This is a genomic window from Nocardioides luteus (assembly GCF_000960475.2).
Lineage (GTDB): Bacteria > Actinomycetota > Actinomycetes > Propionibacteriales > Nocardioidaceae > Nocardioides > Nocardioides luteus_A.
In genome coordinates this window covers 15,796-34,840 of sequence record NZ_JZDQ02000053.1, presented here as the reverse complement: position 1 = coordinate 34,840, position 19,045 = coordinate 15,796, and the positions used below count along the sequence as shown (strand labels likewise).

The following is a 19,045-nucleotide window of genomic DNA, read 5'->3' as shown; positions in this document are numbered from 1 at the left end:
AAAACACACCGACCAAAGCGCGCCGAAAGCCGCTGCCAAATGAAGGCGCTAGCGACCCCCGCCCAAGAGACCCTCCAACTCCTCCCGCCCAGGAAGCGAAGAAGGCTCGACCAACCTCCCCGACCGCACGTAGTAGAACGCCGCCCGTACCCGGGACAACGGCACCCCCATCAGCTCAGCCCACCCGAGCCGATAGAGCGCGAGCTGGAGCGGGTCGGCGTTCTGGGCCTGGTTGGTCTTCCAGTCGATGATCAGGAAGCTGCCGTCGGGCTCCTGGTAGACCGCGTCGATCCGGCCGCGTACGACCTGACCTGCCAGGACGATCGCGAAGGCGGCCTCGACCCGGAAGGGTGGGCGGTCGGCGAAGGGGCCCTGCTCGAAGGCGGCGATGACCTCTTCGAGACCGGACTCGTCCTCGATGCCGTGATCGGCGCGGCCGGGCAGGTCGTCGGGGTCGAAGAGGTCCTGCTGGCCGAAGCGGGCCTCGACCCAGGCGTGGAACCGGGTGCCGAAGCGGGCCTGGGAGGACGGCTTGCGGGGCATCGGGCGGACCAGGTCGGCGGCGAAGCCGAGCGGGTCGTCGCGGAGCTTCGACATGGCGGTGGCCGACAGGGAGGAGGGCAGCGGTACGACCACCTCGGGGGCGCGCTCACGCGCCGCCTCGGTGAGCAGCCGTTCGATCTCCTCGTCCCACTGGTTCACCGTCTCGAGCAGGGTGAGGTCGTCGAGGTCGTCGGGGCCTGGATCGATCTCCCGGACCAGCCTGGCCGCCTCCAGGCGGCGCTCCACCTCAGGGGTGTGGTGGTTGATCGGCCAGGGCAGGTCGACCTCCTGGGCGGCGTACGGGCTCTCCTCCTCGCCCTTGACCACGACGTCGGCCCAGCGGTCGGGCTTGGCGCCCCACTGGAGCAGCGCCTCGCGGGTCTTCTCCACGTAGACCGACGGTCCGCGCCCCTCCTTCAGCGAAGGTGACCAGCGCCAGCAGGAGACGAACTGGATGTGGCGGGCGCGGGTCCAGGCGACGTAGGCCAGCCGGAGCTCCTCGACCCGCTCGTGCTCCTTGCGCTCGGCGAGGAGCTCGTCGATCGAGTCGGCGTCGTGGCCGTGGAGCTGCGGCAGGTCGTCGCGGTCGCCGCGGAGCGCGGCGGGCATGACCGAGGGTACGGTCAGCCATGAGGAGCGCGTCTGACCGGTGGGGAACTTCTTGTGGGTCACCCCGACCAGGAAGACGACGTCCCACTCCAGGCCCTTGGCACGGTGGACGGTGAGCAGCTTGACCGAGTCGGCCTCCGAGGGGGTGGCGACGTCGAGGCCCTGACCGTATTCGTCCTCCGCCTCCAGGTAGGCCAGCAGCGCGGCCAGGGTGACCTGCCCGTCGAGCCCCTCGAAGTCGGCGACGGCCTGGACGAAGAGGTCGAGGTTGTCGCGGCGGGCCGATGCGGCCGGTGAGACCGAGGCGGCCAGCTCGACGTCGATGCCGGTGACGTCGATGATCCGCCGCACCAGGTCGAGGAGCGGCTCGTTGACCGCCCTGCGGAGCCCGCGGAGTTCGTCGGCGAGGAGCTTGAAGCGCTCCCGGGCCTCCGGGGAGTAGTCGTAGTCGGCGGCGTCGCCGGGATCCTCCAGAGCGTCGTTGAGCGAGGGGATCTCGGTGGGGTCGGTGCCCTCGACGGCAGCCTCCAGCTGCCGCTCGATGTCGGCGAACTCCTCCGCACCACCGACGACCCCGGCCAGGTCCCGTGACCTGCGGCCGAGGATGGCCAGGTCGCGGGGCCCGATCGCCCAGCGTGGCCCGGCGAGCAGGGTGAGCAGCGCGGCGTTGGCGGTGACGTCGTGGAGCAGCTCCATGGTGGCGACCACCTCGGCCACCTCGGGCAGCCGGAGCAGCCCCTTCAGGCCGACGATCTCGACCGGGATCTCGCGAGCGGTGAGCGCGTCGAAGACCGCCGCGGCCTGCGAGTTGTCCCTGGTCAGGACACCGATCTCCTTCCACTCCCCGACCGCCTCGTGGGCCTCGATCACCTTGTCCGCGAGCCAGAGCAGCTCGTCGTCGTACGTCTCGTGGACATGCACCCGCACCTCACCGTCGCGCGCCCCCTCGGCGGCGACCAGGCGCTCCTTCTCGCGGCCCTCGTAGAGCTGGGCGGCGAGGTGGTTGGCGGTGTCGAGGATGCGGGCGTCGGAGCGGCGGTTGACGGTCAGGGAGTAGGACGGGCGACGCCCGTCCTTGGTCGGGAAGTCGCGGCCGAACTCGAGGATGTTGCTCACCGAGGCGCCGCGCCAGCCGTAGATCGCCTGGTTGGGGTCACCGACGGCGGTCACCGGATGTCCGTCGCCGAAGAGGCGGGCGAGCATCTGCGCCTGGGCGACCGAGGTGTCCTGGTATTCGTCGAGCAGCACCACCTTGAACTTGCCTCGCTCGATCTCCCCGACCTCGGGGGTCTCCACGGCCAGCCGGGCGGCCAGGGCGATCTGGTCGGAGAAGTCCATCAGCCCGAGCCGGTCCTTGAGGCGCCGGTAGCCGTCGACCAGGTCGAGCAGCTCGTAGCGCTTGTCGATCGCGTCGATCGCCTTCTCGACCTTGGTCAGCTTCGTCTTGACCCGCTTGCCGTCGGCGAGCTGGGCGTTGAGGTCGGCCACCTCGAGCGCGAACAGCGACCGCTCGTTGCGGTCGTAGGCACGCAGGGTGGCGGGGTCGACGAGATGCTCGGAGAGCTCCGAGTCGAGCGCGAGCAGCTGCTGGACAGCGAGCTTCGGGTAGTCGGTCAGCTTCTCCACCGGGTGCGGGTGCCGGGCCACCGCCCGCGCGGCGAGCTGGTAGCGGGTCGCATCGGCGATCAGCCGGGTGTCGGGCTCGTGACCGATCCGCAGGCCGTGCTCGGAGAGCAGGCCCGAGGCGTAGGAGTGGTAGGTCGCGACCGTCGGCTCGGTCGGCTCCTCCTCCGCGTCGTCCCCGGGCCGCGGCGGACCTTCGCGCCGCTCGGGCCACAGGCCCGCCTTCTGCAGCGACTCCCGGATCCGGGTGGCCAGCTCGGCGGTCGCCTTCGTGGTGAAGGTCAGACCGAGCACCTCCCCGGGAAGCACCCGGCCGGTGGCGACCAGCCACACGACGCGGGCGGCCATGACCGCGGTCTTGCCCGATCCGGCACCGGCGATCACCACGGCCGGCTCCAGCGGCGCCGTGATCGCGCGGAACTGCTCCTCGCTGTAGAGCCAGTCGTGGCCCATCAGCTTGGCGAGCTCCTCGGGGGTCTCGACCTTCATCGCCGGCATCATGACAGCACCGATCCCGAGGTCTGTGCCGGGCAGAGAGCGACGAACTGGCACCGGTCGCACTGCTTGCCGGGCCTGGCCACGAACTCCTCGGCGCGCACCGTCGCCACCGCCTTCTCCAGCTGGGTGATGATCTCGGGCGGTTCGGGCGCCTGCACCTGCACCTTCGGCAGCTCGCTCCCCGAGCCCGCCGGGTGGCGCAGCTGGATCAGCTCCGCTCCACCGGAGGTCGCGCCCGGCGCCAGCGACGAGGCCGCGCCGTGCTCGACCGCAAGCTGATAGAGGCCGAGCTGGCCGTGCTCCTTGACCTCCTGCGCGGTGGGCGGATATTTCCCGGTCTTCAGGTCGACGACGACGATCCGGCCGCTCTCGTCGAGCTCGAGCCGGTCCGCATAGCCGTTCAGCCGCACCGTCTCACCGCTGGGCAGCGTGACCTTCGCGGTCAGCTGCTCCTCGAACCCGATCACGGTCCTCGCGCCGGGGCGCCGGTGCCAGGTCAGGAACCGGGCCAGCACCTCGCGGACCGCCTCGCGCTCACGGGCGGCCGACCAGGGCGTACGGAACTCGAGGCGGCCCCACACCTCGTCCACGAACGGCATCAGGTCCTCGACGGTGGCCGCGTCGAGGTCGCCACGGGCGAGCTGCTCGGCGATCGCGTGGACCACCTTGCCGAACCCCTGGCTCGAGGAGTCGGTGACCGCGCCACCCGCTTCCCGGGCCAGGAACCACTGCGCGGGACAGGTCAGGATCGCCTCCAGCGCCGACGCGCTCAGCGTGATCGGACGGTCCTCGGGACGGACCGCGGCCGAGGCGTACGTCGGTGCCCGCAGCCCCCACCAGGTCGAGGGATCCGCGGCGAGGGCGATCCGCTTGCCGCGCACCTCGGTGGCGGCCAGCTTCTGCAGCCTCCTCGCGGCGGCCTCGCGCAGCGCGAGGGGCTGAGCCGGGTCGGCGGCGGTGCGGCGCAGCTCTGCGACCAGGCCGGCGAGCGAGAGCGGGCGCGCCGGCCGGCCGACCCGGTGCCGGATCTGGTCCTCGCGCAGGCCGAGCTCGTTGATGAACCTCGACGGCTGGTCGCCGTCGTCGTCGGGCGACTTCACCGCGGTCACGACCAGCCGGGACCGGGCGCGGGTGGCGGCGACGTAGAAGAGCCGACGCTCCTCGGCGAGCATCGCCGATCGGGTCAGCGGCGGCAGCAGCCCGCCATGGCGTCCGTCCGGCAGGGCCGGGGCGATCCGGTCGGGACCGAGGAGCGAGTCGCGGCGACGCAGGTCGGGCCAAGCACCCTCCTGCACGTGGGCGACCACGACGAGACCCCACTCCAGGCCCTTGGAGCGGTGGGCGGTGAGCAGCCGCACCGCCGAGCCGCGTACGCCCTTGTCGGCCAGGGTGTCGGCCGGGATCTCCTGGGCGCGGAGCGTCGCCAGGAAGGTCTCGACCGAGGTGAACTCCTGACGGCCCTCGATCTTGGCGGCGGTGTCGAAGAGGGCCACGACCGCGTCCAGGTCACGGTGGGCCAGCCGCGCCGCGGGGCCGCCCGACTCGACCTGCGCCCGCAGCCGCTGCCCCCACTCGGCACCGTCCCACAGCGTCCACAGCACCTGCTCCGCCCCGGCGCCGTCCTTCAGCGCCGTCCGGGCCTCGGCGAGGAGGGCCGCCAGCCGGCGCACACGCCCCAGCACCCGCTCCTCGCCCCCGCTGGTCGAGCCGGATTCGTGAGGTACGAACGAATCCGTGTCGAGACCAACACGGTCCCCATCGGCGCTCGATTCGACCGTGTTGGTCTCGACACGCTCGCTGGCGCTCGCGGCTCGACCAGCGGCGAAACTGGGATCGAGCACGGCGCGGCGTACGAGATCATGCGCAGCGACGTCCGGAAAACGGGCCCGCAGCGTGCGGGTGAGCGCACGGACGTCGGTGGCGTCGAGGCCACCGAGCGGACCGGTGAGCAGCTCCTCGCAGCGGTCGGGGCGTACGTAGCGCTCGTCGAGGTCGGACTCGACGTCGGCGTCGACGACGATCCCGAGCGCGTCGAGGAGGACCGCAGCGGCAGGCTCGCGGACAAGCGGCGTCTCGTCGGAGGCGACCTCGACCGGCACCCCGGCGGCGGTCAGCGAGCGGCGCAGCTGTGGGATCGAGGTGCGGCCCGAGCGCACCAGGACGGCCATGTCGGACCAGTCGATGCCGTCCTCGAGATGCGCCCGGCGGAGCAGGTCGGCGATGTGCTCGGTCTCGGCACGGTCGGTGTCGAAGGTGAGCACCTCGGCGCGGCCCGGGTCGGACGCCAGCGGGTGCGGGTTGCGGAACGTGTCATAGGCAGAGGAAGGGATCGAGCCGCGCACCGAGATGCCCGCGGCGATCGACCGCGACGCCCGCAGCAGCCGCGACCCGAACCGGCGGGTCGTGCCCAGAGCCACCACCGGCGAATGCCGGCGCTCCCGGGTCAGGAACTGCGAGGGGAAGTCGAGGATGCCGTTGACGTCGGCGCCCCGGAACCCGTAGATCGACTGGTCCGGGTCGCCGACCACGATCAGGTCGCGCCCGTCGCCCGCCAGCGCCTGCAGCAGCGCGACCTGGGACGGGTCCGTGTCCTGGTATTCGTCCACGAACACGCACGCGAACTCGGCCCGCAGCTCGGCCGCGTGCCGCTCGGCCTCGATCACGCCGCGCATGATCAGGTCGGGGTAGTCGATGGCCGACTGGGCGCCGAGCACATCGAGATACTGCTCCAGGAACCACCCGGCGGCGACGAACTCCTCGATCCCCTCGTCGCGGCCGAGGGCCACCAGCTGGTCGGGGTCGAGCCCACGCTCGCGCGCCCGGGCGATCACGGTCTGCACCTCGCGCGCGAACCCGCGGGTGCCGACCGCCATCCGGAACCGCTCCGGCCACCGCACCGACTCGGGGCTGTCGGCCAGCAGCTCCTGCAGCACCACGTCGGCCTCCGGCGCCGAGAGCAGCGTCAACGGGGCGGCGTAGAGCTCGGCCGGCGCGTAGCGCCGCACCAGGCCGTAGGCGAAGGAGTGGAAGGTCGAGGAGACCGCCCCCGACAGCGTCCGCCCCAGGCGCGCGGTGACCCGGTCGCGCAGCTGCTCGGCGGCCTTGCGGGAGAAGGTCAGCGCGAGCAGCTGGTCGGGACGTACGCCACGGTTCTCGATCCGGTCGACCACCGCCTCCACGAGCGTGGTCGTCTTGCCGGTGCCGGGCCCGGCCAGCACCAGCAGCGGTCCGCCGGGATGCTCCACGACCGACCGCTGGTGCTCGTCGAGCACCGGCACTGCGGCCGCACTCGGCGGCGGGGCAAGGCGGTAGGCGACACTCACGGGACCAGCCAATCAGAGAGCACCGACACTCAGGCGTCGTGCCCCAACCTCATCCGCACCGCGACGACGTCGTCGAGGTCGATCCCCTCCGCCTTCCGCACGACGACCTTCAGGGGCAGCAGATAGGTGCCGTCCTTGGGGAAGAGCGCGGTGGTGAAGGTGGTCTCGCCGATGGTGGCGGTGACGGCGACCTGGCCCCAGTACTCCAGACCCCGGGCATCCTCCTTGAGGTCCTCGGCGTCCTCGACGGGCATCGGCACGTAGTAGAACGGTGCCGGACCGCGCCACTCGATGACGGCTCCTTCGAAGGCGTACTCCACGGTCCTACTCCGCGATGCCTGGTTCCGGGGCGAGCTCGAAGTCGTCGAAGTCGAAACCGGGCGAGACCACGCAGGAGACGAGCGCGTCCTCGGTCGAGGGCACCGTACGCTGCCACACCCCTGCCGGCACGACCGCCTGCGGCACCTGGCCGGCGGCGACGTCCACCCCGACGAGCACGGTCTCGCCCTCGACCGGGGCGGTGTCCGAGCCGCCGAACTGCAGGGACACGACACCCGTGTGCGCGAGCCAGATCTCGTCGGAGGTCACCCGGTGCCACGCGGACGACTCTCCGGCCAGCAGCCGGAAGTAGATCAGGGTCGCGGTCGGGCGCACGCGTCCGTCGGCGAGGGTGACGGTCTCGGCGGCGGCCCAGGTCTGCCGGAACGCCCCACCCTCGGGGTGCGACGCGAGATCGAGTGTGGAGGTGATGGAGTCAGCGGTCACCCGGCTCATTGTGCCGGGTCTCGTCGGCAGAGTCGGCAGGTTCCTCGGGGAATCGCGGGTCGCCGAGCAGATACTGCCAGAACAGCCCCGGCTCCTTGTGCGGCAACGGCTTGGGGTTGCCGACCGAGCGGCCCTCGACGGCGTCCCAGATGGCGTCGACGGGACGGGCCAGGCGGCGTACGACCTTTCCGGGGAGGCCGGTGTGCGGGAGGTGGGGGTGCGGACGCGAGGGCGCCCGGCGCTCGGCCGCGGTGATCCGTTCGGCGACCAGCAGGAGCACGTCGTCGGAGGCCTCCTCTCCCAGGCGCGAGACCAGCTCGTCCTCCCTCTCCTCCTGGTCGATGAGCGCCTCCTCGACCTCGCCCCACAGGGTCGGCCAGTCGTGGGTGGTCTCCCAGGTGGAGCCGTACTCGTGCGCCTTCACGTGGAAGAGCAGCACTTCCAGCCGGCGTGCGGCGAGGAGATACTCGTGGACCAGCCTCGCGCCGTCCTCGCAATGGGCGGAGACCGCCGGCAGCAACGCCTCGTCCACCGCGTGCAGGTGTCGAGACGTACCGGCGTTGAACTGGTCGATCGGTGGGCAGCCCCTACGGGTCTGCTCCGGCCTGGCGATGATGCTCCGAGCGTGGGCCAGGCGCCCAGCGAGCTCGTCGTGCTTGTGTCGCAGCTCGTCCTGCAACACGGTCGTGGTGGCCATCTGCCTCACCTCGGCTGCTAGCCCATGAATTTGCTAGGTCACCCTCCAGAGTGCGCCCGTTCCGGCCGCGGCGCAATAGGCGTTCAGGCGTCGGCGGGCCGCTCGTTGTAGACCCCGGCGACCTCCTGGCCGCTCAGCGCGGCGATCGACTCCATGACCTCGTCGGTGATGACCCGGCGGGCCTTGCCCAGAGGTACGCCGTCGAAGCGGCCGGCCACCTGGATCGGCTCTCCGAACTCGACCGTGACCTTCGCCAGGCGCGGCAGGCTCGATCCCACCGGCTGGAGCTCCGCGGTCCCCCGCAGCCCCACCGGCACCACGGGTACGCCGGCGGTCAGCGCCAGGTGCGCCACCCCGGTGCGCCCACGGTAGAGCCGCCCGTCGCGCGAACGGGTGCCCTCGGGGTAGATCCCGAACGCCTCGCCCTTGCCGAGGACCTCGAGGGCCACCTCCAGCGAGCCGAGCGCGGCCTGGGGGTCGTCACGGTCCACCGGCAGCATCCCCATGCCCTCGAACCACGCCCTCTGGGCGGCGCCCTTGAGGCCGGTGCCGGTGAAGTAGTCGGACTTGGCCAGGAAGTGCACCGGGCGGGGCGAGACCGACGGGATCACGATCGAGTCGGCGAAGCTGAGGTGGTTGCTGGCCAGGATCACCCCACCGGTGCGCGGGACGTTCTCGGCCCCCGTCACCGTAGGGCGCCAGACTGCTCGGAGGACGGGCGGCACGATGGCGTGGAGGACGCGATACATCACGGGATCATCGTAGGCGGCAGCCACATCGCCCGGCGCAGGTCCACCGCCCCCGAGACACGTCGCGGCGTGCCCTCTTCGAGATAGGCCTGCCGGGCCTCCTCGCCGTGGGAGGCGGGGAGCGAGCCGTCGGCCCGCACCACCCGCCACCACGGCATCCCGGCGCCCTCGCGCGCCATCACCGAGCCGACCTGCCGCGGACCGCCCCCGAACTCGTCGAAGAGGGCGTCCGCGATCGCGCCGTACGTCGTCACCTGCCCGCGCGGGATCTGCTCGACGATCCGCAGAACGGCCTCCACGTACGCCTCCCGGTCGGTCATGACCGGGAGACTAGCGCGACGTCAGAGGATGGGGCTGAACGGCTCGGTGCCGTTGACCAGACGCAGACCGGAGATGCCCGAGTTCGCCTGGGCGAACTTCAGCTCGAGGTCCATGTCACCGATGTTGTTGGAACCCGCGAGCGGAGCCAGGCCCAGGGTCGACAGCGTCCCGACCGCCTTGCCGTCGGCGTTCAGGAAGCCCGACCCGGAGTCACCGGGGATGCCGGGGGTCAGGTTGTAGAGCGGGTGCGACCAGCGGGTGCCGTTGACGTCGTCCCCGAGCGAGAAGCCGACCTTCGGCGAGAGCAGGTCGACGTCGGCGCGCAGCGAGGAGTTGCCGTAGGAGTAGACCTTGTCCCCGGCCACGGTGCCGTCGGTGTCGATGCCGGTCGGACCGCCCCAGATCGGCACGGTCGGGTTGACCTTGCCGGCGTCCGCGGCGTCGACCTTGACCAGGGCGAGGTCGTTGTAGGCGCAGGTGTTCTCGTCCTTGGTGCCCAGCTTGTGCATGGTCAGCCAGGAGGAGTACACCAGCTTGCCCTTGCCGAGGACGGTGCCCTCGGACAGCAGCGAACCACCCTCGTTGAAGGTCACCGGCGTGCCGAGCGGCAGCGAGTCGGCCGCACAGCCGTTGGTGTCAGTGGCCTCGCCGAGACCCGCGCAGTGGGCGGCGTAGCCGACGTAGACGTTGGCGGAGGAGTCGGTGAAGACGAAGTTGGCGGTGCACTGGGCACCGTCGGTGTACATCATCACACCCGGAGTGATGGTGGCAGTGTCCGCCGGAGCCCAGGCGTGGGCCGGGGACGCGACGAGGGCCGGGACGAGCGCGGCGGTCAGAGTGCCGGCGGCGATGGCTGCGGCGCGGCGTACGGAACGGCGAGTGCGGAGCATGTGGGGGCCTCGATCTCTAGGTGATGTGACTCACAGGTAACGAAGCGCGGGGGTCGGGGGTTACGGCACCGCCACGACCACGGTGTTGCCCTGGAACGAGGTGCCGTCCCAGTCGTCGCAGGTCACCACGACCAGCCGCGCCTCGCCCTCGGGGTCGAAGAGCCTCTTGCTGCGCTTGGCGACCTGCTCCTTGGAGAGGTCGCGCACCGACCGGACGGTGTAGGTGAACTCCTCGTTCTTGGTCCGCACGATGATCTCGTCGCCCTCGTTCACCTCGCCCAGCCGGTCGAGGACGCCGCCGCCGTTGTGCAGCGTGTGGCCGACGATCAGCACCGAGCCCTCGTCCGCACCGGGCTTCGCGCCGCCCTTCCACCAGCCCATGAGCGAGGCGTCGGCGGGTGGGGTGAGCGTGCCCTCCTCCATCGCCAACGGCACCACGTCGGCGTGCACGTTGAGCGACGGGATGGAGACGCCGCGTACCTTGCCCTTCTTCTTCGGCACCGCGGCCAGGGCCTCGGCCGGGATCGAGGAGGTCGTCGCCGGCGGGGTCGCCTTGCTCTTCTCCGCCTCGTCGATCTTGGTGTAGTAGTCATACGCGGCGTAGCCGAGCACGGCGACCGCGACCACGAGGACGACGACGAAGATCTCGCCGATGAAGCTCCTCAGGCTGGGTTGTCTCACTCTGCCGAGGGTGCCACAGCCTCAGCTCGTCGGCGACGGACGGCCATGCCCGCGCCCGCTCCCATCAGCAGCGCACCCACCCCGGCGAAGACATACGACGGGGGTACGCCGCGGGTCGGGTCCGCGACGTTCGACTCCAGCCTCTCCGGGTCGATCGAGGAGCCGACGGCCGCGCCGGAGGCCGGCTCCGGGGCCTGGTCGCTCGCGTGGGCAGGGGCACCGAGAAACAGTCCGCCGGCCAGGACGGCACCGGCGAGCGTCGCGCTGAGACGAGCGCGTGTGGACAACGTCGAATCCTCCGAGGTTCGGGCATCGATGCAACTCCGCCCCCCGCAGCTGCGATCGCAAAACTATCGGTTCCGCTAGGCTCAAAGAAAGCCAGCGGCGGCCCCAGTGGGGCCACCGCTGGCCAACAGTTCAGTAAGCGTCTTCGTTGATCAGTGACTCGTCAGTAGGAAGGCTGCGACGGGTCGATCTGGTTGACCCACGCGACCACGCCGCCACCGACGTGGACCGCGTCCGCGTAGCCCGCGCCCTTGGCGATCGCGAGCACCTCGGCACTGCGTACGCCGCTCTTGCAGTGGAACACCAGCGGCTTGGCCCCATCCGAGGTGAGCTCGGCGACCTGCGGGATCGCGTTGCCGTTGAGGAACTCGCCCTTGGGGATCAGGACGGAGCCCGGGATCTTGTTGATCTCGTACTCGTTGGGCTCGCGGACGTCGACGAGGACGAAGTCGCGGCTGCCCTCCTCGCGCTCCTTGATCATCTCGGAGAGCTGCGTGACCGAGATGGTCGAGCCGGCCGCGGCGTCGGCCGCCTCGGTCGAGAGCGCACCGCAGAAGGCGTCGTAGTCGATCAGGTCGGTGACCGTCGGGTTCTCGCCGCACAGCGCGCAGTTGGGGTCCTTGCGGACCTTCAGCTTGCGGTACTCCATCTCGAGTGCGTCGTAGATCATCAGCTTGCCGACCAGCGGCTCACCGATGCCGGTCAGCATCTTGATGGCCTCGTTGACCTGGATCGAGCCGATCGAGGCGCACAGCACACCCAGCACGCCGCCCTCGGCGCAGGAGGGGACCATGCCCGGGGGCGGGGGCTCCGGGTAGAGGCAGCGGTAGCAGGGCGCGTCCTCGCCGATCGTCGGCGCGAACACCGAGGCCTGGCCGTCGAAGCGGTAGATCGAGCCCCAGACGTACGGGATGCCCAGGAAGTAGGCCGCGTCGTTGACCATGTAGCGGGTCGCGAAGTTGTCGGTGCCGTCGACGATCAGGTCGTAGCCGGTGAAGATCTCGCGCACGTTGTCGTTGTCGAGACGCACGTCGTGCAGCACGACGTTGACGTACGGGTTCACCTCCTTGATCGCCGCCGCGGCCGACTCGGCCTTCGGCTGGCCCACGGTCGACTGCTTGTGGATGATCTGGCGCTGCAGGTTGGACTCGTCGACCTCGTCGAACTCGACGATGCCGAGGGTGCCGACGCCGGCCGCGGCCAGGTAGAGCAGGGCCGGCGAGCCGAGACCGCCGGCGCCGATGACCAACACCTTGGCGTTCTTCAGGCGCTTCTGCCCGTCCATGCCGACGTCGGGGATGATGAGGTGGCGGCTGTAGCGGCGCACCTCGTCGATCGTCAGCTCGTCAGCGGGCTCCACGAGCGGGGCTAGGGACACAACTGCTCCTCAGTTCGGACGTACGTATGCCTGCTTGAACACCGCGGGCACTTCTCCATGTTCCCTCATCCGTGGACGAGGCAACGACGCGTCCCGCGATCCGAGTACCAGCGGGTAGGCTGCTGGGGTGACCACGCACCAATCCGAGCTCGACCCCACTCGACCGCGGGGGGCCCGACTGCCCCGGACGGAACGACGAGCCCAGCTTCTCGAGTCCGCTCTCGAGGTCTTCGTCGCCTACGGTTTCCACGCTGCCGCGATGGACGACATCGCCGAGAGGGCCGGGGTCTCCAAGCCGGTTCTGTACCAGCACTTCCCGGGCAAGCTCGACCTCTACCTGGCCCTGCTGGAGAAGTCCGCGAACGAGATCATCGACCGCTGCCGGGAGGCCCTGGCGTCGACGGACGAGAACAAGGAGCGCGTGGCCCGCACCGTCGAGGTCTTCTACGACTACGTGGCCTCCGAGTCCGGTGCCTTCCGGCTCGTCTTCGAGTCGGACCTGACCAACGACCCCGCCGTGCGCGAGCAGGTCGACCGGGTCACCAACGAGTGCGCCGAGGTCATCGCCGAGGTGATCGCCGAGGACACCGGCTTCGGTGCCACCGCCTCGCACCTGCTCGCCGTCGGCCTCGTCGGCCAGATCCAGGTCAGCGCCCGCTACTGGCTCCACAACAACGGCGACCTCTCCCAGGCCGACGCCGCGCGTCTGGTCGCCGGCCTCGCCTGGCGGGGCATCGGCGGCTACCCGAAGACCGACTGATCCACGCCGATCCCACCCGAACTTTCCGCTCGTAGCGCAACGACGGGGTTCCTCACCTTCCGTGTGAGAGGATTCCGAAGCATTGATCGACCCATCGCAAGGAGGACCCGTGGAGGTCAAGATCGGCGTCCAGCAGGCCGCCCGTGAGCTCGTCGTAGAGACCGAGGAGTCCAGCGAGTCGGTGGAGAAGCTCATCGCCGACGCCCTCGGCGGCGGTGCTGTGCTCGCATTGACCGACAGCAAGGGCCGCAAGGTCATCGTCCCGACCGAGAAGCTCGCCTACGTCGAGATCGGCCCGGCCAAGGTCGGCAAGGTCGGTTTCGCCGGCTGAAACGCTCCGGACGATATTTCTCAGGGATGGCCCTGATTCCGGTGACGAACTTCCGGTTTTAGGCCATGTTGCCCGTGCATTCGCGTCCCAACAGGTGCACTATCGAGTGATCGGCGCAGTGTTCGCGCCAATCACAACCTGAAGGGAAAAGGGCATGATCGGGACCATTCTCGTCACCCTCATCGGTGGTGTCGTCATCGGATTGCTTGGCAAGTGGCTTGCGCCAGGCGACAAGGACAACATCCCGCTCTGGTTGACCGTCGTGTGCGGCATCGTCGGCATGATCGTTGGAAGCCTGCTCTACTGGGTCATCTTCGGCCAGAACAACGCGGCCTTCGACGGCCACGAAGCCACGTGGGACAACGCAACCAACGGCGTCGACTGGTGGCGTCACATCTGGCAGGTCGTCGTCGCCGCCGTCGCGGTCGTCGTCGCGTCGGGCATCACCGGAAAGTCCAAGGCCTGAGCTTCACCCAGGTCGCCTCGAAGCGGTCCCGCCCCTCCGGGCGGGGCCGCTTCACCAATTTGGCTGCTGCCCCGGCGGCTCGGGCGGCACCACGTCCGGCCGCCGGATGACGTAGACGATCCGCCCGGAGCGGGCCCAGGCGCGGTCGAGCTCACCGAGGTCGTACGTCGTCCGCACCGCCGCGTCGCTCGCGATCTTGTGGGAGGCGGGGTCGTGGACGACGGGGCGGCCGTCGTCCTCGAAGCCGGTCAGCACGAGCAGATGGCCGTTGGTCACGTAGCCGGCACCGGTCAGCTCGCCCTCCTGGTGGGAGACGGCCAGCACGAGCGGTATCCCGGCCTCCACGAACCGGGAGGCCTCGGCGAAGGAGCGGAGCCGGGTGACGTACGCGACCAGCCCCCGCGCGCCCGCATAGGCGGCGTTGAAGGCCCAGTTGCCGGCGCCGCCGAAGGATTCGTCGTAGACCTCCCGCACGGTGAACGGCACCTGCGGGTCAGGGGTCTCGTAGTCCACCCAGGCCGTCTCGGCAGGAGTGGGCCCGACACCCCAGAAGTCGGCGATCATCGCCGTCGAGGCGGCACTGCACCACGACTGTCCGCCCCCGTCCCACTGCGGGTAGCGGTCACGATGGAGCTGCTGCGAATAGGCGGGTACGCCCGCCACGACCGCCCCGCGGGCCACCGGACCCGGTGCCGGCGCCGAGCCCCGGGCTCCGGCCGAGACCATCGCCCCGAGCAGGCTCGCCCGCGGTCGGCTCCCTTCCCGACCGTGCAGGCTCACGCGCAACGAGAAGGCCGTGAACCGGCGCCCGTCCCGCCCCAGGATGGTGTCGTCGGAGGCGACCGCGACCGGGTCGTCCTGTCCGCCGACCGAGGTGGAGGCGAACGCCGGGTCCGAGGACCAGCGGGCCAGCACCAGCCAGCCGCTCCGCTCACCCGACTCGGCGACGACCTGGGCGGCGACCTCCACCCAGGTGCCGGGCGGCGTCACCACGTTCCAGGAGGCGACCAGCTCGTCGAAGGAGAACCCGGGGCTGACCTCGGGAGACGTCCAGACACCGGCACCATCGGGGGCGATCTGTGTCCCCGACCAACCGGTCCAGAGGATGTCAGGGCTCAAGGAACCTCAGTGCTCGAGCCCGAGCTTGCCCATGCGCTCGACGTGGCGCTGGGTGAGGCGGGTGAGCATCTCGCCGATGGTGCCGAGGTCGAGACCCGAGAGGTGGCCACCGGCGATCAGCTCGCTGAGCCCCTCACGGGTCGCCGCGACCTGCTGCGCCTGGGTGATCGCCTCACCCATGAGACGGCGGCCCCACAGCGCCAGCCGTCCGCCGATGAGGTGATCGGCCTCGATGCCGGCCCGCACCCGGTCGACGATGAAGTCGGCCCGCCCGGCGTCCTCCAGGGTGGTGACCACGAGCTTGTGGGTGTCCTCGTCGAGGAAGCCGGCGACCTCACGGTAGAAGTCGTTGGCGAGCCCGTCACCGACGTACGCCTTGACCAACGACTCCCACCAGTCGGCGGGCTTCGTGTGGACGTGGAACTCGTCGAACCCCGCACGCAACGGCTCCATGGCCGCGTAGGGGTCGGCCCCGAGCTCCTCCAGCCGGTCGAGGACCGGCTGGATCTTGGCGTGCTGGGCGGCCGCCATCGCGAGCAAGGCCGTCTTGTCCTCCAGCGAGGGCGCCATCTTGGCGTCGTCGGTCAGCCGCTCGACGGCCGAGACCTCGCCATAGGCGACCGCTCCGAGAAGGTCGATGACGGCGGCCTTGTAAACAGGATCACCGAAGGGATCCTGGGGACCCGTGAACTCTGACGATGCAACCACGGGAGAACCCTACCGATAGAATGCCTTTTGACCGACCCAGCACTGCTGATATTCACCTTCATATCGCAGTGGGCTGGATCCCGTATGTGCGCGGCGTGGCACTCGCTTGGCAAGCTCGAGACACCCGTGAGTCGCTCGCCGCATTCGATGAGACAAGCGAGTAGCGACGAAATCATGACAACGTTCAAGGACCTCGGGGTTCATCCCGAGATCTGCGCTCCGCTCGAGCGCAAAGGCATCACCACCCCCTTCGCCATCCAGGAGATGACCCTCTCGGTCGCCCTGCAGGGCACCGACCTGATCGGCCAGGCCCGCACCGGCTCCGGCAAGACGCTGGCCTTCGGCATCCCGGTCGTGCAGCGCAGCGTGTCCCCTAAGGACCGCGACTACGTCGACCTTCCGCAGGGCAAGCCGCAGGCGCTGATCGTGGCCCCGACCCGCGAGCTGGCCATGCAGGTCTCGGCCGAGATCTCGCTGATCTCCGAGGACCGCGGCCTCCGCGTGCTGACCGTCTACGGCGGCGCCGGCTACGAGCCCCAGATCGACGCGCTGGAGAAGGGCGTCGACATCGTCGTCGGCACCCCGGGCCGCCTGATCGACCTGGCCAACCGCAAGGTCCTCGACCTCGCCCACGTGCACGCCCTCGTCCTCGACGAGGCCGACGAGATGCTCGACCTCGGGTTCCTGCCCGACGTGGAGAAGCTGGTCACGCTCACCCCGGAGACCCGCCAGACGCTGCTGTTCTCGGCCACCATGCCGGGCGCGATCGTGGCCCTGGCCCGCTCCTACATGCGTCACCCGATGAACATCCGCGCCGAGTCCTCGGGCGAGCGCGAGACGGTGCCTGCGACCGCGCAGTTCGTCTACCAGGCCCACGACCTCGACAAGCCCGAGATGATCGGCCGCCTGCTGCAGTGCGAGGACCACGACAAGGTCGTCGTCTTCGCCCGCACCAAGCGGCAGGCACAGCGCGTGGCCGACGACCTCGCCGAGCGCGGCTTCCCGGCCTCTCCCCTGCACGGCGACATGCAGCAGGCCGCCCGCGAGCGGGTGATGCAGAAGTTCCGTGACGGCAAGGTCGAGGTCCTGGTGGCCACCGACGTCGCCGCCCGTGGCATCGACGTCACCGGCGTCTCCCACGTGGTCAACTACACGACCCCCGACGACGAGAAGACCTACGTCCACCGCATCGGCCGCACCGGCCGCGCCGGCGCCTCCGGCGTCGCGGTCACGCTGGTCGACTGGGCCGACCTGCACAAGTGGAAGATGATCAACAAGGCTCTCGACCTCCCGTTCGACGAGCCGCAGGAGACCTACTCCTCCTCGGAGCACTTCCTCCACGACATGGGCATCCCGAAGGGCACCAAGGGCCGGATCAAGAAGGCCACCCCCGAGAAGCCCAAGGACAAGGACGCCGGCGCGGACGGCGAGAAGCGCGAGCGCGCTCCCCGCAACCGCAACCGTCAGCGCACCCGGTCCCGCGGCGGCCAGGTCGTCGAGAAGTCGGCCGCTCCCGCTGCTGAGTCTGCCGACTCCACCACCCCTGCCTCCGGCGAGGTCGCCTCCGACGGCTCCGCTCCCCGGCGTCGCCGTCGCCGTCGCTCCTCGGGCGGCAGCTCCGCGCCGAAGGCCGACGCCTGAGCCTCGGCTGAGCCGGACTAGGGGACCACGACCACCTTGGTGCCGAGCCGCGCGAAGCGCCACATGGCCTTCGCGTCCGGCTCGGCCTGGCGGATGCACCCGTGCGAGAGGGGTGTGCCCAGCTGGGCGCGGGTCTGCACGCGCTTGCCCTTGTCGACCGGGATGTTGTGGAACCCGATCGCGGCCCTGGGGCCTCTGGTGAAGCGTACGAACCACTGCATCGTGCCCGAGTCGTCGATCCCCTTCGCGTGCTTGGAGCGGGAGAAGACCCGGTAGGTGCCGGGCTCGAGGTTGTCGTAGACGCTGCCCGAGACCGGATAGGTACGCCGCGTCTTGCCGGCCGCGGAGACGATCCAGACCCGCTGGCGGCTGATCGAGAAGACCGCCCGGCGGCCGGTGCCGGAGTCGGCGGGGAGCACCTTCTCCTCGGCCTCCGTCAACGCGTCGACGTGGCGGTTCCCTGCTTCGCCCTGGGCCTGGTGCGGCCATACCGGGGTGAAGGCCTCGTCGTCCACGCCCATCTTCTCGCCGCTGTCGGCCACGCTGGTCCGGCCGTCGGCCTCCGGCTCGGCGACGATCTCGATCCCGCCGTACAGACCGGCCGAGGTCAGCAAGGACGCGGCGAAGAGCATCTTGGTGCGCTGGAGAGGCCGGTGCATCACCGTCCGATGTCGCCCACCGCGGCTCACTTCTCCACCACGCGCCCGAGCCCGCCTGCGAGATCCACGTCGACATCATCCAAACTCGCATCACCGCAAGTCAACTGTCACACGACAGACAGAAACCGTGATTCCGCTGCTGAACCGACGGCCCGGCACCCGAGTCTCCCTCTCGTCCGGTGGTGGCAGGATTGCCCCATGTCGAACCCCACCTCCCTGATCACCGGCGCGACCGCCGGCATCGGCCTCGCCTTCGCGCAGCAGCTCGCCGCCCGCGGCCACCACCTCGTCCTCGTCGCTCGTGACGAGGAGCGCCTCAACAGCGTCGCGAAGGATCTGACGGACGCTCACGGCATCGGCGTCGAGGTGCTCCGCGCCGACCTGACCGACAGCGCCGACCTGGCCCGGGTCGAGGCCCGTCTGGCCGACGCCGAGCACCCGGTCGACCTGCTGGTCAACAACGCCGGCCACGGCCTCAAGCACCGCTTCCTCGACAACACCGCCGACGAGGAGACCGCGATGGCGGAGGTGCTCGTCATCGCCCCGCTGCGCCTGTCCCACGCCGCTCTCAAGGCCCAGGTCGCCCGCGGCCACGGGGGCATCATCAACGTCGGATCCGTCGCCTCCTACCTGCCTCGCGGCACCTACTCGGCCGCGAAGGCGTGGATCAACTCGTTCACCGAGTGGGCCCACAACGAGTACGCCGGCAAGGGCATCAAGGTCATGGCCCTGCTGCCGGGGTTCACCAGGACCGAGTTCCACGAGCGCCTCGGCTCCGGCTACGACTCGGCCCCCGCCTGGATGTGGCTCGACGTCGACGACCTCGTCCGCGAGGCGCTCGAGGACTACGAGGCCGACAAGACCTTCTCCATCCCGAGCAAGCGCTACAAGGCCCTCGCCACCGCGGCGAGGGTGGTCCCCACCGGCGTCCTCCAGAAGTTCCAGTCGCTCGGCCGCAGGTAGCCGGCTCGGCAGTTAGTCCGAGACGTTTCGGCCCGT

Annotated in this window: 19 protein-coding genes; 5 read left to right on the top strand and 14 right to left on the bottom strand. The window is 70.2% G+C overall.

The genetic code is table 11. The annotated features are described in order from the left end of the window. Positions 1-48: 48 nt before the first annotated feature. The 11 genes from UG56_RS25995 to moeZ form a co-directional block, all read right to left on the bottom strand. Positions 49-3,264 (bottom strand): ATP-dependent DNA helicase, encoded by a 3,216-nt coding sequence (locus UG56_RS25995; RefSeq protein WP_256206910.1) that lies wholly within the window; start codon positions 3,262-3,264, stop codon positions 49-51. An 8-nt stretch (positions 3,265-3,272) separates the two neighbouring features. Further along, the gene (locus UG56_RS25990) at positions 3,273-6,596 is read right to left on the bottom strand and encodes an ATP-dependent helicase (protein WP_071327343.1); all 3,324 of its coding nucleotides are present in this window, start codon (positions 6,594-6,596) and stop codon (positions 3,273-3,275) included. A 29-nt stretch (positions 6,597-6,625) separates the two neighbouring features. Further along, the gene (locus tag UG56_RS25985; protein WP_045547943.1) at positions 6,626-6,916 is read right to left on the bottom strand and encodes a DUF1905 domain-containing protein; all 291 of its coding nucleotides are present in this window, start codon (positions 6,914-6,916) and stop codon (positions 6,626-6,628) included. 4 nt (positions 6,917-6,920) lie between these two features. Then, the gene (locus UG56_RS25980) at positions 6,921-7,370 is read right to left on the bottom strand and encodes a cupin domain-containing protein (protein ID WP_045547944.1); all 450 of its coding nucleotides are present in this window, start codon (positions 7,368-7,370) and stop codon (positions 6,921-6,923) included. Next, positions 7,351-8,058, bottom strand: coding sequence for a hypothetical protein (locus UG56_RS25975; protein ID WP_052693346.1), 708 nt, complete (start codon positions 8,056-8,058; stop codon positions 7,351-7,353). The genes UG56_RS25980 and UG56_RS25975 overlap by 20 nt, the downstream gene beginning before the upstream one ends. An 83-nt stretch (positions 8,059-8,141) precedes the next feature. After that, positions 8,142-8,807, bottom strand: a complete 666-nt coding sequence (locus UG56_RS25970) for a lysophospholipid acyltransferase family protein (RefSeq protein WP_045547945.1) — start codon at positions 8,805-8,807, stop codon at positions 8,142-8,144. Beyond that, positions 8,807-9,127 (bottom strand): MGMT family protein, encoded by a 321-nt coding sequence (locus tag UG56_RS25965; RefSeq protein ID WP_045547946.1) that lies wholly within the window; start codon positions 9,125-9,127, stop codon positions 8,807-8,809. Before UG56_RS25965 ends, UG56_RS25970 begins: the two co-directional genes overlap by 1 nt. A 21-nt stretch (positions 9,128-9,148) precedes the next feature. Continuing rightward, the gene (locus tag UG56_RS25960; protein WP_045547947.1) at positions 9,149-10,018 is read right to left on the bottom strand and encodes a hypothetical protein; all 870 of its coding nucleotides are present in this window, start codon (positions 10,016-10,018) and stop codon (positions 9,149-9,151) included. Positions 10,019-10,078: 60 nt separating this feature from the next. Beyond that, entirely contained in the window at positions 10,079-10,699 is a 621-nt protein-coding gene (locus tag UG56_RS25955; RefSeq protein WP_052693348.1) for a class F sortase, read from the bottom strand. After that, a complete protein-coding gene (locus tag UG56_RS25950) occupies positions 10,696-10,986 on the bottom strand; it encodes a hypothetical protein (RefSeq protein WP_045547948.1) in 291 nt (96 codons plus the stop codon). The genes UG56_RS25955 and UG56_RS25950 overlap by 4 nt, the downstream gene beginning before the upstream one ends. Positions 10,987-11,147: 161 nt before the next feature. Further along, positions 11,148-12,362, bottom strand: coding sequence for an adenylyltransferase/sulfurtransferase MoeZ (moeZ, locus tag UG56_RS25945; protein ID WP_045547949.1), 1,215 nt, complete (start codon positions 12,360-12,362; stop codon positions 11,148-11,150). A gap of 127 nt (positions 12,363-12,489) precedes the next feature. On the opposite strand from moeZ, the gene UG56_RS25940 reads away from it, so the two are divergent. The 3 genes from UG56_RS25940 (at position 12,490) to UG56_RS25930 (ending at position 13,919) form a co-directional block, all read left to right on the top strand. Beyond that, a complete protein-coding gene (locus UG56_RS25940; RefSeq protein WP_045547950.1) occupies positions 12,490-13,122 on the top strand; it encodes a TetR/AcrR family transcriptional regulator in 633 nt (210 codons plus the stop codon). A gap of 109 nt (positions 13,123-13,231) precedes the next feature. Then, positions 13,232-13,453: a DUF3107 domain-containing protein gene (locus UG56_RS25935; RefSeq protein ID WP_008364177.1), complete on the top strand. Its 222-nt coding sequence runs from the start codon at positions 13,232-13,234 to the stop codon at positions 13,451-13,453. A gap of 154 nt (positions 13,454-13,607) precedes the next feature. Beyond that, positions 13,608-13,919 (top strand): hypothetical protein, encoded by a 312-nt coding sequence (locus UG56_RS25930; protein ID WP_045547951.1) that lies wholly within the window; start codon positions 13,608-13,610, stop codon positions 13,917-13,919. Positions 13,920-13,970: 51 nt separating this feature from the next. Here the strand turns inward: UG56_RS25930 and UG56_RS25925 are convergent, their stop codons facing one another. Beyond that, entirely contained in the window at positions 13,971-15,038 is a 1,068-nt protein-coding gene (locus UG56_RS25925; protein ID WP_052693350.1) for a C39 family peptidase, read from the bottom strand. Positions 15,039-15,044: 6 nt separating this feature from the next. After that, complete coding sequence (locus UG56_RS25920; protein WP_045547952.1) at positions 15,045-15,746, bottom strand: ferritin-like fold-containing protein; 702 nt, start codon at positions 15,744-15,746, stop codon at positions 15,045-15,047. A gap of 174 nt (positions 15,747-15,920) precedes the next feature. Here UG56_RS25920 and UG56_RS25915 point away from each other — a divergent pair, with 174 nt between their 5' ends. Further along, a complete protein-coding gene (locus UG56_RS25915; protein WP_052693352.1) occupies positions 15,921-17,387 on the top strand; it encodes a DEAD/DEAH box helicase in 1,467 nt (488 codons plus the stop codon). A 17-nt stretch (positions 17,388-17,404) separates the two neighbouring features. Here UG56_RS25915 and UG56_RS25910 read toward each other — a convergent pair whose 3' ends face one another. Then, on the bottom strand, positions 17,405-18,046 hold the full coding sequence (locus UG56_RS25910; RefSeq protein ID WP_052693354.1) for a L,D-transpeptidase: 642 nt from the start codon (positions 18,044-18,046) through the stop codon (positions 17,405-17,407). Between the two features lie 198 nt (positions 18,047-18,244). On the opposite strand from UG56_RS25910, the gene UG56_RS25905 reads away from it, so the two are divergent. Then, on the top strand, positions 18,245-19,009 hold the full coding sequence (locus tag UG56_RS25905) for an SDR family NAD(P)-dependent oxidoreductase (protein ID WP_045547954.1): 765 nt from the start codon (positions 18,245-18,247) through the stop codon (positions 19,007-19,009). Positions 19,010-19,045 lie beyond the last annotated feature (36 nt).